The following is a 13,903-nucleotide window of genomic DNA, read 5'->3' on the forward strand; positions in this document are numbered from 1 at the left end:
CGTCTGCAAATAATTACGTTTCAGTGTTAGGTCATTCGTGTTGATGCGCATAACTTTTTAGCTTTGTTACGTAAAGCTAATCTGTTACCGAATTATCTAACCTTTACAGCAATGACGTTCTGAAGAAAACGATTCACCCGGCAACCATTCACTAATTACGGTCCACAAACTTAAAATACCCCTCGTTATACCTCGCGCCGGTATCAGGGTATTTCTTTAGCAGGTCTTCTATATCGGCTAAGTTTTGTGCCGATAATTCTACCTCTACGCTGCCCGCGTTCTCCTGCAAATATTTGCGTTTTTTGGTGCCGGGGATAGGGATAATATTATCGCCCTGCGCCAGTACCCAGGCAATGGCTAATTGCGCCGGCAAGCAGCCTATGCCTTCGGCAATATCGGCGAAGCCCTGTGCAAGGCTTTGGTTATTTCCGGCATGGCCCTCCTGGTAACGCGGTAATGATTTGCGGAAATCGCCTTCTTTCAGGTCGGCCACGTTTAAGGTATTGGTGATGAGGCCCCGTGCAAGCGGACTAAAAGGCACAAAGGAGATCCCCAGCTCTTTACAAAGCGGCAGTATCTCCGCCTCCACATCGCGGGTAAGTAATGAATATTCGCTTTGCAGGGCAGATATGGGATGCACGGCATGCGCACGGCGGATACTGTTTGCCGATGCCTCTGATAGGCCGATGTATTTCACCTTACCTTCCTTCACCAGGTCGGCCATGGCGCCAACCATTTCTTCCACGGGCACGTTCGGGTCTATGCGGTGGGCGTAGTAAAGGTCTATCACATCGGTTTGCAGGCGCTTAAGGCTGGCTTCCACCGCTGTTTTCATGTAGGCGGGCGAACCATCAAAAGTACTCAGCTTACCATCCGGTGTGGCCCTGAAGCCAAACTTGGTAGCCAGGAATATTTTATCGCGGTTGGGTTTTAACACTTGCGAGATGAGCTTTTCGTTTTGGCCGTTGCCATAAACATCGGCGGTATCCCAAAAGTTGATGCCGAGGTCGAGCGCCAGGTTTAAGGTTGCTATGGATTCCGCATCGTCGGGCTCACCGTAGGCATGGCTCATGCCCATGCAGCCCAGCCCCGTTGCCGATAGTTTAATATCTGTATTGCCTAAAGTTCTGTATTTCATGGTAGGTGTGTTTAAATTTTATTTTTTCTGCACCCGCTTCATATATGCCCAGTTAATAGCTATCACTACGATGAGTATCACCAGCCCGAAAAACTCGCGGCTTTCTTCTATCCAGGGTTTTTCGGCTTTCATGGTTTGTACCATGCTTTCGTGGTGGTGCTCGGTAATCCAGTCGATAACGCCGGTTTTATCAAAAAACAGGTATGCAGCGTACAGGCCATAAACAATAACGCCTATTAAATACGCTTTGGGATAAAATTTCTTTTGCGCTGCCAGGTAACACAGCGCGGCACTATACAAATAAATAGGCACCCAGATGTAAGGGTCGGGGTCGTTGTATTGCAGGGCCGCAAAAACGATGAATATGAAAACGAAAATGAGATTGAAAACTTTCATGATAAAGGGGCTAAATTGATTGACACGAATTTCACGAATTAAATCAAATTATCACAAACGATGTTGGGTAATTTCTATTAGCGAGATTAGCGTTTACTATTATTATTTTGCCGAAGCGAGTTTCATCAAAAACTCTTCCACCTCGCCGCTATCATAGTTGGCCATGCCATCGTGCTTAAACACCAGTTCCCCGGCTTTATTAAATATCACCGTTGTTGGTAAGCTGCCGCTATAAACGCTTTGCGGCACATCGCTTATTACCTGGTATAAGGGCAGGTCATAAGCATACTTCGCCATAAACTGCGCGGCATTTGCAAGCTGGCTATCTGCATCCACCATGATGAAAACCAGGTTGCTATCGTCTTTCAGCTTTTGATGGAGGGCGTTGATGGACGGCATTTCGGCACGGCAGGGTGGGCACCAGGTGGCCCAAAAGTTAAGGAATACCACCTTGCCTTTTAACTGGCTGAGGCGGATGGTTTGCCCCGCTGCATTCTGAAAAGCAATATCGACAACTACGGGTACGGCTGGTGCCTGCTGTGTAACATCCGCTTTAAAAAGGCCGATGCCCATTAGTCCCCGTATCAGTAAAGCCTTTGCGGGTGGCACAAAAACAATAACCAGCAGGGCTACAATAATTACCCCATTAATGAGGTTGCCTTTAGTGAATAATTTGCGCATGCTGTGGTATGATAGGCGCCTAAGATAGGGCAGAAAGCGGAGCCATGCAAAGGCGCACGCTTTATTTAATTTTTCCTTATTGTATTGCGCCTCTTTATTTACATTAGCAGCATGATACGCGTAACCCCTAATTTACACGGCTGCTTTGTTGTGGCTTTTATAGCCATATTTTTATTAGGCTGCAGCAAACCCGGCTATTGGAAAAACGACGAGATAAAGGAGGGCCGGCGCGAGGATATGCACGAGCTGAACGAAAAGGCATTTCACCTTATCAAAAAAGGTGATACGGAGGCACTGGGGAGCCTGCTTTCTAAAGAGCTTATCGGTGATGCCAATAACGATGCGCGCATGAGAAACATAGGCCATGCCCTGGTTATTGATACGTTTAAGCGCCTGGACGAATATTACGTGGTAAACAAATACCTGGGTAAGGATACCATCAAATCGAACTTAAAAAATGCAAACGCTTATAGCCTTATTTATCCCGCGGTGGCGCAGGAGATGTATTTTATGCATTTTATACAGGCAAAAAAGGAGGTACCCAATAAACAGGTAGTAACAGTAGGCTACGCCAAGTACAGCTACGGCTGGAAGATCTGCTTTATGGATATGCAGCCTTACGGATTTAATGGCAAAAACGCCCAAGAGCTCTTCGAGATAGCTAAAGAACAGTACAGCAAAGGCCAGCTGATAGATGCCTTAAATAATATCAACCTGGCTATCATCAGCTTAAGGCCAAATGAAATTTGGGTGTATGATAATGAACCCGAAGTGTACCGCTTTTACAATAAAGTAACTGCGGATGCTAATAAGGCTTATAAATTCCCAACCCCTGTAGACGACCTGCTCAGCCGGCCATACATCGTCAGCATTAATAATAAAACCACGCGCGAAGGCAGCTTCCCGCAGATAACCTATGTTACAAAAGTAAAACTGAAAGATACCGCCGCTATTAAAGCCGAAAACCTGCTGATCCGCAAGGCACTTGGCAAACTGATGCCGGGGATAGATAAAAACAACCGGTATATTTATTACCTGGCATACAACCAGCAGCCAACAAGCGAAAATTACCAGGCCCGGTACGATATGGTGGATAAGTTGTGGTAATTTATACCGGAAGCAGCTAATAATTCTCTGAAGGAAAAAACAACTGAAACCCAAAAACGCCGATAACCAACAACACCACCGTAACAGCAACGCCAATAAGCGCCACCACAATAGCGCGGCCCCAGTTATAGCTTTGCCCGCCTGCCCTAATATGCTCCTTCATTTGCTGGGCCTGGTACTTGGTTACCAGGATATAGGTGGCCCAGGAGTAGATCAGCGGGAATGCTATATTCGGTATCTTAACCGATTCCGGGATGACGAATATGAGGGCAAACACGGCCACCGTAGCAGCTATTGCAATTAGCCAGGCTTTTTTTGCCTTATCGTACTCGTTAAAGGCCCTGAAATTATTTGCAATAAGGTAACCGGCCACCAGGGGCCCTCCAAGAAATGTGGCAACCTGGATCTGTTTTACGGTGTAAATTTTTTCATCTACGGATATTACATCGCGCGCGGGTTTTTCAATTTGTAAAGATTCTTCAAATTCAGTCATGGGGCTTGCGTTTAATAGCCCAATATAGCTATTAAAACAGATGATAGAACAAGGGGGTAATATTAAAAAGTAAGCGGCCTGCCTGATACGGGGTAACGTATCGGGCAGGCCGCTTAGGGTTTCTTTATGCTACTTAATTTACCTGGCGGATAAGGTTGTTGCCAAAATCGGCAACGTAAACGTGGCCACCTGTGCCCGCGGCTATACCTGTTGGGTTGTTAAACAAGGCGGCGGTACCTACACCATTTGTGGCACCTGTTGTACCTGATGTGCCGGCCACAACAGTCATTTTGTTTGCGGTATCTATTTTTAATATCCGTCCGTTGGCATCGCTTATCCAAAAGTTTCCGCTTGCATCTATGCTTAAGGCATTCGGGGCACCCAGCCATGCCGAGGCTACGGTACCACCGGAAGGGCTGCCTGTAAAGGTGGTCACCAGCATATCCGCGTTTATTTTTCTGATGGCATGGTTAAGCGGTTCGGTAACGTATATATTGCCTGTGGCATCCAGCGCTATGCCGGTTGGCTTATTAAAATTGGATAAAATACCCACACCATTTGCATAACCCACCGTACGGCTCCCCGCAATGGTAGTTACAACGCCGGCAGCGGTAATTTTACGGATTATGTTATTGCCATTATCGGCAACATACACGTTGCCTGCAGCATCAACGGCTATGCCTGTTGGGGTATTAAAATAGGCCGCAGCGCCTGTACCATCGGTATAACCGGCCTCGCCGTTACCGGCAAGCGTTGTTACCACGCCGGCAGGGGTTATTTTCCTGATGACGTTGTTGCCACGGTCGGCCACATAAACATTCCCCGATAGATCTACCGCTAAGGCAGATGGCGAATAGAATTGCGCCACTTCAGCGGTACCATTTACCAGGCCCAAATTGCCGTTGCCCGCTAAGGTAGTTACTTTACCATCGGTAGTTATTTTGCGGATAGCGGAGTTGAAAGAATCGGCTACATAAATATTACCTGCGGCATCGGTGGCAATTCCCATAGGGTTACCAAATAGTGCCGCCGTGCCCGTGCCATCTACAAAGCCGCCTGCTACGCTGCCGGCAAAAGTGCTCACCGTGCCGGATGTGGCGGACAGATCTGCCCCGGTGGCAAATTGTATTGCGTTACCATAGGCGGTATTGCCCGCGTAAGTGGCATACGCCCTTAAATAATAAGTGGTATTTGGCGTAAGCGCCGTAATACTGCTGCTGAAGGTTGAGTAGTTCACCGTTTCGGAAGTGTTGAGATCACTTAAGGTAGGCTGTGGATTACTGGTACTGTAACAAACGCCATAGGCTGTAGCGCTGCCGCTGGTTAAAAAGCCGCCGCTTAAGGCTGCGGTGCCTGCTGCATTCACTATAACGGGGGTGGTAACCAGTTCGGGCGGGGTAACATCGCTATCGCTGCTTTTAAAGCATGAACTAAGCGCGGCTATCAGTATAACTAAAAGAAAATTGCGAAGAGTAGAAGGTTTTTTCATTACGGGGGTAGTGGCTTTTTATCGTAAGACGTAAATAAAAGGCATTATGCAACAATGGCCGATGAGGAATCGGTAAACCCGTATTTTGTACCGATGAACAGTAACTAAACGGACGGGAATTGCCGGGGTGAACCTTAACAATTACCAGGTTTCAATACCGAAGCCCTAACCAGTTGCCCCAAAACCTTAAAACTGTTATCTACCACATCATCGTAAGGCATCCCGAAACTGATGCGGATAAAGTTGGTGAAACGGGCATCGGTACTAAATATCTGCCCAGGCGCAATGCTGATATTGTGTTGCATGGCCGCCTGGTACAATTCAAACGCGTTGATGCTTTTATCCAGTTCTATCCATAAAGCATAGCCGCCCTGTGGCCGGCTTATTTTGGTATCCGGCGGAAAATGTTCGGCAATACCCTGCATATAACGCAGACATTGCGTGTATAAAGCCCGGCGCAGGTTACGCATATGCAGATCGTAGCGGCCTGCCTCAAAAAACAAAGCTATAGCTGCCTGGGTTGGCGTAGCCGAGCTGATGGTGTGCATCATTTTAATATTAACAACCTGCTCTTTAAACCTGCCGGGGATGCACCAGCCCACCCGGTACCCCGGTGCCAGCGATTTAGATACCGATGAGCACAGCATCACCCAGCCTTCGGTATCAAAGCTTTTGCAGGTATGCGGGCGGGTTTTGCCAAAGTAGATCTCGCCATAAATATCATCCTCAATCAGCGGGATCTGCTTTTTTGTGATCAAACTCACCAATTGGCGCTTCCGCTCATCGGGCATACAACTGCCCACGGGGTTGCTAAAATTGGTAACAAACAGGCAGGCTTTTATTTCCACCGTATTCATGGCCTGCTCCAAATATTCAAGATCCAACCCGGTTTCGGGCGCTACCGGGATCTCCAGCACTTTCAGATCGAGACTGAGCATCACATTAAAAATGCCGAAATAAGTAGGGCTTTCAATTGCCACCGTGTCGCCGGGTTTGGTAACCGCGCGGAGGCAAAATATCAGCGCTTCCATACAACCCTGTGTGGTAACCACATCCTCCTCGGTAATATTGCCGCCCCAGTTAAAGGCATTTTTGGCAATTTGTTTGCGCAAAGCGATATTACCCTGCAGGGTTTCGTAATTGCTGTTTCCGCTCGGGCTTTTGCGGATGGCCTCGATCATGGAACGGTTTAGTTTGGCCAGCGGGATAAGGTTTAATGGCGGCGCCGCACGAGACAATTTTAAAACACTTTCCCCGGGCATGTTCTGGTACACCATGGCTATCATGTCGGTAACGCTCACCTGCCCTGTGTTTTTCAGCGGCGGTTTAATATCAGGAGAATTGCTGAACCTCGACGGCGAGAACTTTACATAATAGCCCGATTTTGGGCGCGCCTCTATCATGCCCATGTTTTCCAGTTCTACATAGGCTTTATAAGCCGTACTGATGCTGATGCCCTGCTCGCGGCTCAGCGCACGGACTGACAATAGCTTATCGCCCGGTTTCAGCAGGCCCTTTTTTATCTGGCTTTCGAAACGGGCGGCAATTTTCTCGTACAAAAAATCATCATCAGGGGTAGTGGCAGTCAGTTTCATTATAATCTGTTATGCTCAAAATTAACAAATCTGCATCTGTTTTACCAAACCGGTATCACTTTACTTTGTAGCATAATTGATGGCAATGGAAATAACACCTTTAAACGAACAGGAAATACAACAATATCGCACGGAAACCAGGGGCGTTGCCGGGCTTATCCACTTCAATAATGCCGGCGCATCCTTACCCCCCGATGTGGTGCCCGATACCGTGATAGATTACCTGAAGGAAGAAGCTACCAACGGAGGGTATGAAACAGAGGCTAAATATCAAGTGCAATTAGAGCAGACCTACGACCTGATCGCCCGGCTGATCAATGCCGACCGAGACGAGGTGGCCATTGTAGAAAACGCCAGTGTGGGTTGGGGATTGGTATTTAACGGCATCGATTTTAAACCAGGCGATGAGATCATTACCTCCGAAATGGAGTACGTAACTAACCTGATGGGTTTCCTGAACGCCCAAAAGAACCATGGTGTTGTTTTTAAAGTGGTACCGAACGATGAGCAGGGGAATTTTTCAATGCAGGGATTGGAGGAACTGATCTCGGCACAAACAAAACTGATTGCCATTACGCAGATCCCTTCTACAGCAGGCGGTATGATGCCTATAGTAGAAATTGGGAAGATAGCCCGCAAGCATGGCATTTTATACCTGGTAGATGCCTGCCAAAGCGCCGGACAGGTGCCTGTAGATGTAAAGGAAATTGGCTGCGATATGCTCTCGGTTACCGGCCGCAAATACCTGCGTGCCCCACGTGGCACGGGCTTTTTGTTTGTGCGGAAGGAGGTACAGGATAAGCTGAAGCTGATACTGATGGACAGCTTTGCAGCCGATTGGGTGAGCGAAACGGAATTTAAGATCCGCAATGATGCCCGCCGTTTTGAACTTTACGAAAAGAACCGGGCGTTAACGCTTGGGCTGGGCAAAGCTATAGAGTATGCCCTGAACATTGGCGTCGACAGGATCTGGCAGCGGGTACAATACCTCGCCGGTTTAATGCGTACTCAGTTAAGCGCTATTGATGACGTAACCGTGCACGATTTTGGCGCGGAGCAATGCGGGATAGTAACTTTTTCTGTCGCAGGGATAGAAAGTGCTGTGGTAAAAAGCAAGCTGGCGGAGCAGGGCATTAATGTATCGGTTGCCAAAGCCATCTCCACCCTCATTTATATGAATAAGAACCATTTGGTAAGCATTGTGAGGGCATCGGCGCATTATTATAATACGGAGGAAGAGATTGGGGTGTTGTGTGAGGCTTTGAAAGCTATCAGAGATTAAGAGAGTTTAATGTCGAACACCGAATGTCCAATATCGAATAATGAAATAAAAACTTCGGCGTTGGGCGTTCGAAATTCATTATTCGATATTAAAAAAATCTGTTTTTCTCAACTTAATGACATTGCCCGTCGGGACGACTCATGGGTAAAATAGGTTTAAAGTAAACCTTACCTTATTTAACCCTTTAGCCTGGTTTCGTTTGTAGAAACGGATGGCAGGTGCATTAAAATCGGGCGTTTGCCATTGTATGTTGATACAGCCGCGCGCCGTGCCAATCTCTTTGAGGAGGTTGATGATCTGCTCCCCTATTTTTTGCCCGCGGGCTTTTTCTTTCAGGAACAGGCAATCGAGGTACATAAATTCAGCGGCATCCCAGGTAGAGTAATCAAATGTGTAAGTAGCGTAGCCGATAAGTTCGCCGCCCTCTTGCTCAACAACCAAACCGTGCAGCCGGCCTGTTTCAAACAGTGCGGCGGCCAGTCGCTCCGCTTTACCATCGGGGGTAAAACCAGCTTTCTCGTATTCGGCATGCGCCGCTATCATCAACATTAATTCGCTTAGATCGCCAATTTCCGCTTGCCGTATTTTATAATCCATAGCTATTTTATCAGTTCCTGTTTTAAATTATCTATAAACTCAAGGATGTGTTTTTTGTGGCTGTCTTCATGACGGATGGCGGCGTAATGGGTGCGGGTGAGTCCTTTAGTGCCTATCCTTACCAGGCTAACCGCATCCGATGCCGCAAACGGTTTAAGCGCCCAAATGGGCATCGTCATGATACCCATACCGGCTTTCACCATTTCCAGCGCCACCTCGGTTAAAGGGATAGCCATTATCTCCTTTGGCTGTACTTTCTGTTCCTTTAAAAAATGCTGGTACACGGTAACGGTTTCCAGCGGGTAAGAGTGGATGATCAATACCTCGTTGGCAAAGTCATCTGCCTGGAGGTGTTTTTTACCGCTTAAAACGTGCCCGGCGGGTACAACGGCCATCACTTCATCTTTAAACAGCTCGATATACCTGATGCTTTTATCATTCAATGGGTCGGATGTGATGCCTACATCCAGGTCGTTATTAAGCAGCTTTTGCAATGGTTTATGCGTTGCCTCCATCACAATTTTTACGTTAAGCTTTGGGTAAAGCAGTTTCATTTTTACCATAAAGGCGGGCAGCCAATGGTAACTGGTGTAGCATTCTGTACTGATGCGGATATCGCCAACGTGGCCCATCCGTAGATCGTTTAGTTTGGTATTGGCCAGTTCTATCTCCTCTAAAACCCGGGTGGCGGTATCATACAGTATTTTGCCTTCATCCGTAAGGATCCATTGATTTTTTGTGCGATAGAATATTTTCACGCCAATGCGCTCTTCAATATCCCTTAACTGGTGGCTCACTGCAGACTGCGTAAGGAATAATTTATGCAACGATTTGTTGATGCCTTTTTCATCGGCAATGGTTTTTATCAGTTTTAAATGCCTTACATCCATCCCGTAAAGTTACTGGTTTGCAAGGCTAATTCTTATGTGGATTCTTCATATGCACTTGCGCCAATTCTCATACAAATCCATAGCGGTCCCGCCCTACTTTTGGATCATCAAAACACAAAAAAATGAACACAGCGATCGATCACTATCAAAACAAATTAGCTTACGAAATGGACCCATCCGACCTGTTTGCCGCCCTTGAAGCCAACGAACAGGTTGTTGTAATTGATGCGCGGAAAAACTTCGCCTACGAGCGGGAGCGTATCCCTGGTGCCATTAACCTGCCGCACCGCGATACGAGCGCCGAAACCACTGCAAGCTTCGACAAAACAAAACTGTACATCACTTATTGCGATGGCATAGGCTGCAATGCCTCAACCCGGGGCGCGTTACACCTGGCAAAACTTGGTTTTAACGTAAAGGAGCTTATAGGCGGCATAGAGTGGTGGAAGTTCGACGGCTACGAAACCGAGGGTACCCAAGCCAGCGCGGGTCTGGCCATTCAGTGCGCCTGCTAACGGCATCAGCAGGTAGGCGAATTTAAATGTTTAAACATTGTTCGGGCTTGTTCGGGCTGTTCGCGCTCCTTGCCGAACGCGAACAACCGGAAACTTTGATTTGACACGCCTTTAACTTAACGGCTTTTTAACATCCGCTTTAAATACCTATTTTTGAGGCCCGATGTTAAAAAGCATTTTTAGTTTTTGCCGATTCCTTATCTTCTGGATCGTATTTGCCATCATCACGCGTGCGGTGTTCGAGGTTTACTTTCACGAAAAGTTTACCGGCAGCACCACATACCAAATTTTGCAAACGTTTTGGTACGGCTCCCGCATGGATGCATCCGCCGCCGGGTACATCGCGCTTATCCCCCTGCTTATTTTTGGAGTTAATTGGTTCACCAAATACCACATCAAACCTATTTGGCTGCGGGGTTATGTGTACTTTATGCTCTTCCTTATTTGCTTTATCACTATCCTCAATTTCAATATTTTCCGCGAGTGGGGAACCAAGGTGAACTTCAGGGTATTTGCCAACGTGTATAATTCCCCTTCGGAAGCTATGGCCTCTACCGGCTCTTCTCCTATAGGTATCAGTTTATCCATAGGCGCTGTGCTCCTGATCATCGGTATTACCTTATCGCATTTTATTATTGATTATAACTTCAGGAAACCGAAAGTGCCAACCATCGCCAAGCCTTTTATTTTCCTGCTGCTGTTTGGGATCAACTTTGTTATTGTGCGCAGCGGGGTACAATTGGTGCCTCTCAGCCAAAGTTCGGTTTACTTTTCAGATAAACCCATACTTAACCAGGGCGCGCTGAATACCGAATGGAACCTGCTGCAAAACACCTTCGAAAGCGTTAAAACGCAGAGCAACCCCTACCTGTTTATGCCTGCGGCCCGTGCTACTGCGCTGGTGGATAGCATGTACGCGGTAGAAAAAGATACCACCATTCGCATCCTCAATACTACCCGCCCCAATGTGGTTATTATCCAATTGGAAAGTTTTACGGCGGACGTGATCGAATCCCTCGGCGGCGAAAAAGGCGACGCGCCGAATTTTGAGGATTTTATTAAGAACGGGGTACTATTCGATAGTATTTATGCCGCCAGCGACCGTACCGATAAGGGTATCGTGGCTATTTTAAGCGCTTTTCCATCACAGGCTTCGCGCACCATGGTGATCGATAACTCCAAGCAGGAGCGCCTGCCGGCGGTAAGCAATGTGCTGGCCGAAAAAAGATACCATACTTCCTACTTTTACGGCGGTGAAAGCGACTTTATGAACTTTAAGGCTTATTTACTGAGCCATCATATCAGCGATATTATTGAGAAAGGGAACTTTGCCGCCAGCGAAATGAACTCGAAATGGGGGGCACACGATGATGTTGTACTGAAACGCAACATCAAATACCTAAACCAGCAATCCGAACCCTTTTTTAGCTATATCCAAACGCTGAGCAACCACGAACCCTTCGAAGTGCCGGTGAAAGCTCACTTCCCGGGGGAGGACCTGCCCAATAAATTCCGCAGCACGGCTTATTATACCGATGCCAGCCTGAAGCAGTATTTCGACGAAGCCAAAAAGCAACCCTGGTATAAAAATACGTTGTTTATTTTGGTGGCCGACCATGGCCACCGCCTGCCCCTCAATCACTCGGAGCCTTACGATCCGCGCAAATACCATATCCCCCTGCTGTTTTTTGGGGATGCTATAAAACCCGAATACCGGGGCAAAAAGATAAGTAAGCTGGGCAACCAAACCGATATGATCACCACCCTGCTGGCACAGATGGAACTGCCGCACAAGGAGTTCAAATGGTCGAAAAACCTGCTGAACCCGTATACCAGGGACTTTGCCTTTTTCGACTGGGATAACGGCATGGGTTTTATTTTACCGCAACAGGCGGTATCGTATGACAATGCAGGCGAGCGGGTTAGCTTCGTTAAAAACCCCAAAGCCCCCAAAGCCAAAACTGACGAGACGCTGCTATTGGGTAAAGCATTTCTACAGGAAGTGTTTACGGAGTATATGAAATTCTAAAAACAAAAAAAGCCCCGGGAACCACCCCGGGGCGCGGCGCTCCCCAATCAAAAAAGCGCCGTTGAACCAACTAATCAATCATTTCTTAAGCCCGGTATACAGGGTGTCCAATTTTACTGGTAAGGTCGCGGATATTGCTGCACAAAATGCCATGGTACAGCCCGGTACCATTAAAATGATATTCTTTTCATAGATATATTGCTAATTGTTAAACCAGTAGCCGGGGCTTAGTAGTATAGGTTTCCCAAAGCAGTTCGCCAAACAGCGTGTTGGCCCAGGCAAACCATTTACGGGTGAAATTCTTCGCGTCGTTTTTGTTGAAAGATTCGTGCATAAAGCCGGTACCGCCATGCGTTTTACGCAATTGTTCAATAGCAGTCTTTATTTCGGCATCGTTATTACTGGTTAAAGCCAGCACGGTAATGCTTATTGGCCATATCATATCCTTACCTGCATGCGGGCCGCCAATGCCTTCGCCAGCCGTTCCTTTAAAAAAGAAGGGATTATTGAGCGACCACAGCATTTTGCGGGTATTGATGTAAACCGGGTCGGTGTTTTTAATGGCATCCAGGTAAGGCATAGCTAATAAGCTCGGCACGTTGGCATCATCCATCAGGTTAAAGCTGCCGAAACCATTTACCTCGTAAGCGTAAACTTTGCCGTATTGCGGGGTGTTGATCACGGCATGTTTTTTCAGGGCGGCATTCACCTCGTTGCTTAAGGCAAGTAGTTCTGCCGATAGCGCGGTGTCTTTCAGTATAGTTCTCACCATTTCTGATGCTTGCTTCAGGCTTACCACCGCGAAAAAGTTGGATGGGATAAGGTAGGAGTAAACCGTAGCATCATCGCTCGGGCGGAAGGAGGAACATATCAAACCAACCGGTTTTACCGGATAGCCAAAGCCGTTCATCGGCACGCCATCTGTTGCCCACGATGTTTTACGCTGGAACGAGTATGGCCCGTCGTTGTGCTTGCGCTGCTGTTCTTTAAAGGTTTTTAAAACGTTTTGGATGGCCTTTTTCCAGTTGGCATCAAAGGGCGACGTATCACCGGTTAATTTCCAGTATTTATAGGCCAGGCGGATGGGGTAGCAAAGCGAATCGATCTCCCACTTACGCTCGTGCAGGCCCGGTTTCATTTTGGTCACATCGTCCTTCCACTCGCTTTCCTTGGTGGTATCATCGTAAAAAGCGTTTGCGTACGGGTCGAAATTGATGCACCTTGTTTGGCGGTTGATAACACCGGCCACCAGGTTTTTCAGTTCAGCGTCTTTATTAATAAAAGAGATGTAGGGCCAAACCTGGGCGCTGCTGTCGCGCAGCCACATGGCATCAATATCACCGGTTATCACATAAGTATCCGGCCTGCCGTTTTCTACTTTATAGGTTACCGTAGTATCCAGCGTGTTGGGGAAACAGTTCTCAAACAGCCAGCCCAGTTCGGGGTTCTTCACTTTCGCTTTAAACTCCTTTATTGCTGCCTCTACCGCTTTGCTGGTAAATTTGCGATGCGATGCCGGCACCCTTACTACGGGATACGCGTCTGCGGCAAGCGATAGCTTGCTCATTAAAACACCTGCGCCTAACAGGGCCGTGCTGCCTATAAATTGCCTTCTTTTCATAGATATGTATGTAATTATCCGGGTAAAAAATCTTCCGGGAAAATTACTTAAATCCCGGAAGATAGTTCTC

Annotated in this window: 13 protein-coding genes; 4 read left to right on the forward strand and 9 right to left on the reverse strand. The window is 47.4% G+C overall.

What is annotated here, in order from left to right; translation table 11 throughout:
- Positions 1 to 151: 151 nt before the first annotated feature.
- The 3 genes from IDJ77_RS19780 to IDJ77_RS19790 all read right to left on the reverse strand — a co-directional run bounded on the left by IDJ77_RS19780 (position 152) and on the right by IDJ77_RS19790 (position 2,215).
- Positions 152 to 1,138: an aldo/keto reductase gene (locus tag IDJ77_RS19780; RefSeq protein WP_191190720.1), complete on the reverse strand. Its 987-nt coding sequence runs from the start codon at positions 1,136 to 1,138 to the stop codon at positions 152 to 154.
- 18 nt (positions 1,139 to 1,156) lie between these two features.
- Positions 1,157 to 1,534, reverse strand: a complete 378-nt coding sequence (locus IDJ77_RS19785; protein ID WP_191190721.1) for a transmembrane 220 family protein — start codon at positions 1,532 to 1,534, stop codon at positions 1,157 to 1,159.
- 102 nt (positions 1,535 to 1,636) lie between these two features.
- A complete protein-coding gene (locus IDJ77_RS19790) occupies positions 1,637 to 2,215 on the reverse strand; it encodes a TlpA family protein disulfide reductase (RefSeq protein ID WP_191190722.1) in 579 nt (192 codons plus the stop codon).
- A 111-nt stretch (positions 2,216 to 2,326) separates the two neighbouring features.
- Here IDJ77_RS19790 and IDJ77_RS19795 point away from each other — a divergent pair, with 111 nt between their 5' ends.
- Positions 2,327 to 3,322 carry a hypothetical protein gene (locus IDJ77_RS19795; RefSeq protein ID WP_191190723.1) on the forward strand — a complete coding sequence of 332 codons (996 nt, stop codon included), beginning with the start codon at positions 2,327 to 2,329 and terminating at the stop codon, positions 3,320 to 3,322.
- A gap of 16 nt (positions 3,323 to 3,338) precedes the next feature.
- Here the strand turns inward: IDJ77_RS19795 and IDJ77_RS19800 are convergent, their stop codons facing one another.
- The 3 genes from IDJ77_RS19800 to IDJ77_RS19810 form a co-directional block, all read right to left on the reverse strand.
- Positions 3,339 to 3,815 (reverse strand): hypothetical protein, encoded by a 477-nt coding sequence (locus IDJ77_RS19800; RefSeq protein ID WP_191190724.1) that lies wholly within the window; start codon positions 3,813 to 3,815, stop codon positions 3,339 to 3,341.
- 133 nt (positions 3,816 to 3,948) lie between these two features.
- Positions 3,949 to 5,304, reverse strand: coding sequence for an NHL repeat-containing protein (locus IDJ77_RS19805; protein WP_191190725.1), 1,356 nt, complete (start codon positions 5,302 to 5,304; stop codon positions 3,949 to 3,951).
- A gap of 134 nt (positions 5,305 to 5,438) precedes the next feature.
- Positions 5,439 to 6,899 (reverse strand): aminotransferase-like domain-containing protein, encoded by a 1,461-nt coding sequence (locus IDJ77_RS19810; protein ID WP_191190726.1) that lies wholly within the window; start codon positions 6,897 to 6,899, stop codon positions 5,439 to 5,441.
- An 85-nt stretch (positions 6,900 to 6,984) separates the two neighbouring features.
- Between IDJ77_RS19810 and IDJ77_RS19815 the strand changes: the two genes are divergently transcribed.
- Positions 6,985 to 8,181, forward strand: a complete 1,197-nt coding sequence (locus tag IDJ77_RS19815; protein ID WP_224751169.1) for an aminotransferase class V-fold PLP-dependent enzyme — start codon at positions 6,985 to 6,987, stop codon at positions 8,179 to 8,181.
- A gap of 138 nt (positions 8,182 to 8,319) precedes the next feature.
- Here IDJ77_RS19815 and IDJ77_RS19820 read toward each other — a convergent pair whose 3' ends face one another.
- Positions 8,320 to 8,778 carry a GNAT family N-acetyltransferase gene (locus IDJ77_RS19820; RefSeq protein WP_191190727.1) on the reverse strand — a complete coding sequence of 153 codons (459 nt, stop codon included), beginning with the start codon at positions 8,776 to 8,778 and terminating at the stop codon, positions 8,320 to 8,322.
- Between the two features lie 2 nt (positions 8,779 to 8,780).
- A complete protein-coding gene (locus tag IDJ77_RS19825; protein ID WP_191190728.1) occupies positions 8,781 to 9,668 on the reverse strand; it encodes a LysR family transcriptional regulator in 888 nt (295 codons plus the stop codon).
- Positions 9,669 to 9,790: 122 nt separating this feature from the next.
- On the opposite strand from IDJ77_RS19825, the gene IDJ77_RS19830 reads away from it, so the two are divergent.
- Positions 9,791 to 10,183, forward strand: coding sequence for a rhodanese-like domain-containing protein (locus IDJ77_RS19830; RefSeq protein WP_191190729.1), 393 nt, complete (start codon positions 9,791 to 9,793; stop codon positions 10,181 to 10,183).
- 163 nt (positions 10,184 to 10,346) lie between these two features.
- Positions 10,347 to 12,212 carry an LTA synthase family protein gene (locus tag IDJ77_RS19835; RefSeq protein ID WP_191190730.1) on the forward strand — a complete coding sequence of 622 codons (1,866 nt, stop codon included), beginning with the start codon at positions 10,347 to 10,349 and terminating at the stop codon, positions 12,210 to 12,212.
- A 208-nt stretch (positions 12,213 to 12,420) separates the two neighbouring features.
- Here the strand turns inward: IDJ77_RS19835 and IDJ77_RS19840 are convergent, their stop codons facing one another.
- A complete protein-coding gene (locus IDJ77_RS19840) occupies positions 12,421 to 13,833 on the reverse strand; it encodes a glycoside hydrolase family 125 protein (RefSeq protein WP_191190731.1) in 1,413 nt (470 codons plus the stop codon).
- Positions 13,834 to 13,903 lie beyond the last annotated feature (70 nt).

The organism is Mucilaginibacter pankratovii, assembly GCF_014773265.1.
In the GTDB taxonomy this organism is placed as follows: Bacteria; Bacteroidota; Bacteroidia; order Sphingobacteriales; family Sphingobacteriaceae; genus Mucilaginibacter; species Mucilaginibacter pankratovii.

Coding starts and splice junctions, on each gene's coding strand:
- IDJ77_RS19780 (WP_191190720.1), bottom strand. CDS start 1,138: ATGAAATACAGAACTTTAGGCAATACAGATATTAAACTATCGGCAACG.
- IDJ77_RS19785 (WP_191190721.1), bottom strand. CDS start 1,534: ATGAAAGTTTTCAATCTCATTTTCGTTTTCATATTCATCGTTTTTGCG.
- IDJ77_RS19790 (WP_191190722.1), bottom strand. CDS start 2,215: ATGCGCAAATTATTCACTAAAGGCAACCTCATTAATGGGGTAATTATT.
- IDJ77_RS19795 (WP_191190723.1), top strand. CDS start 2,327: ATGATACGCGTAACCCCTAATTTACACGGCTGCTTTGTTGTGGCTTTT.
- IDJ77_RS19805 (WP_191190725.1), bottom strand. CDS start 5,304: ATGAAAAAACCTTCTACTCTTCGCAATTTTCTTTTAGTTATACTGATA.
- IDJ77_RS19825 (WP_191190728.1), bottom strand. CDS start 9,668: ATGGATGTAAGGCATTTAAAACTGATAAAAACCATTGCCGATGAAAAA.
- IDJ77_RS19800 (WP_191190724.1), bottom strand. CDS start 3,815: ATGACTGAATTTGAAGAATCTTTACAAATTGAAAAACCCGCGCGCGAT.
- IDJ77_RS19820 (WP_191190727.1), bottom strand. CDS start 8,778: ATGGATTATAAAATACGGCAAGCGGAAATTGGCGATCTAAGCGAATTA.
- IDJ77_RS19830 (WP_191190729.1), top strand. CDS start 9,791: ATGAACACAGCGATCGATCACTATCAAAACAAATTAGCTTACGAAATG.
- IDJ77_RS19815 (WP_224751169.1), top strand. CDS start 6,985: ATGGAAATAACACCTTTAAACGAACAGGAAATACAACAATATCGCACG.
- IDJ77_RS19835 (WP_191190730.1), top strand. CDS start 10,347: ATGTTAAAAAGCATTTTTAGTTTTTGCCGATTCCTTATCTTCTGGATC.
- IDJ77_RS19810 (WP_191190726.1), bottom strand. CDS start 6,899: ATGAAACTGACTGCCACTACCCCTGATGATGATTTTTTGTACGAGAAA.
- IDJ77_RS19840 (WP_191190731.1), bottom strand. CDS start 13,833: ATGAAAAGAAGGCAATTTATAGGCAGCACGGCCCTGTTAGGCGCAGGT.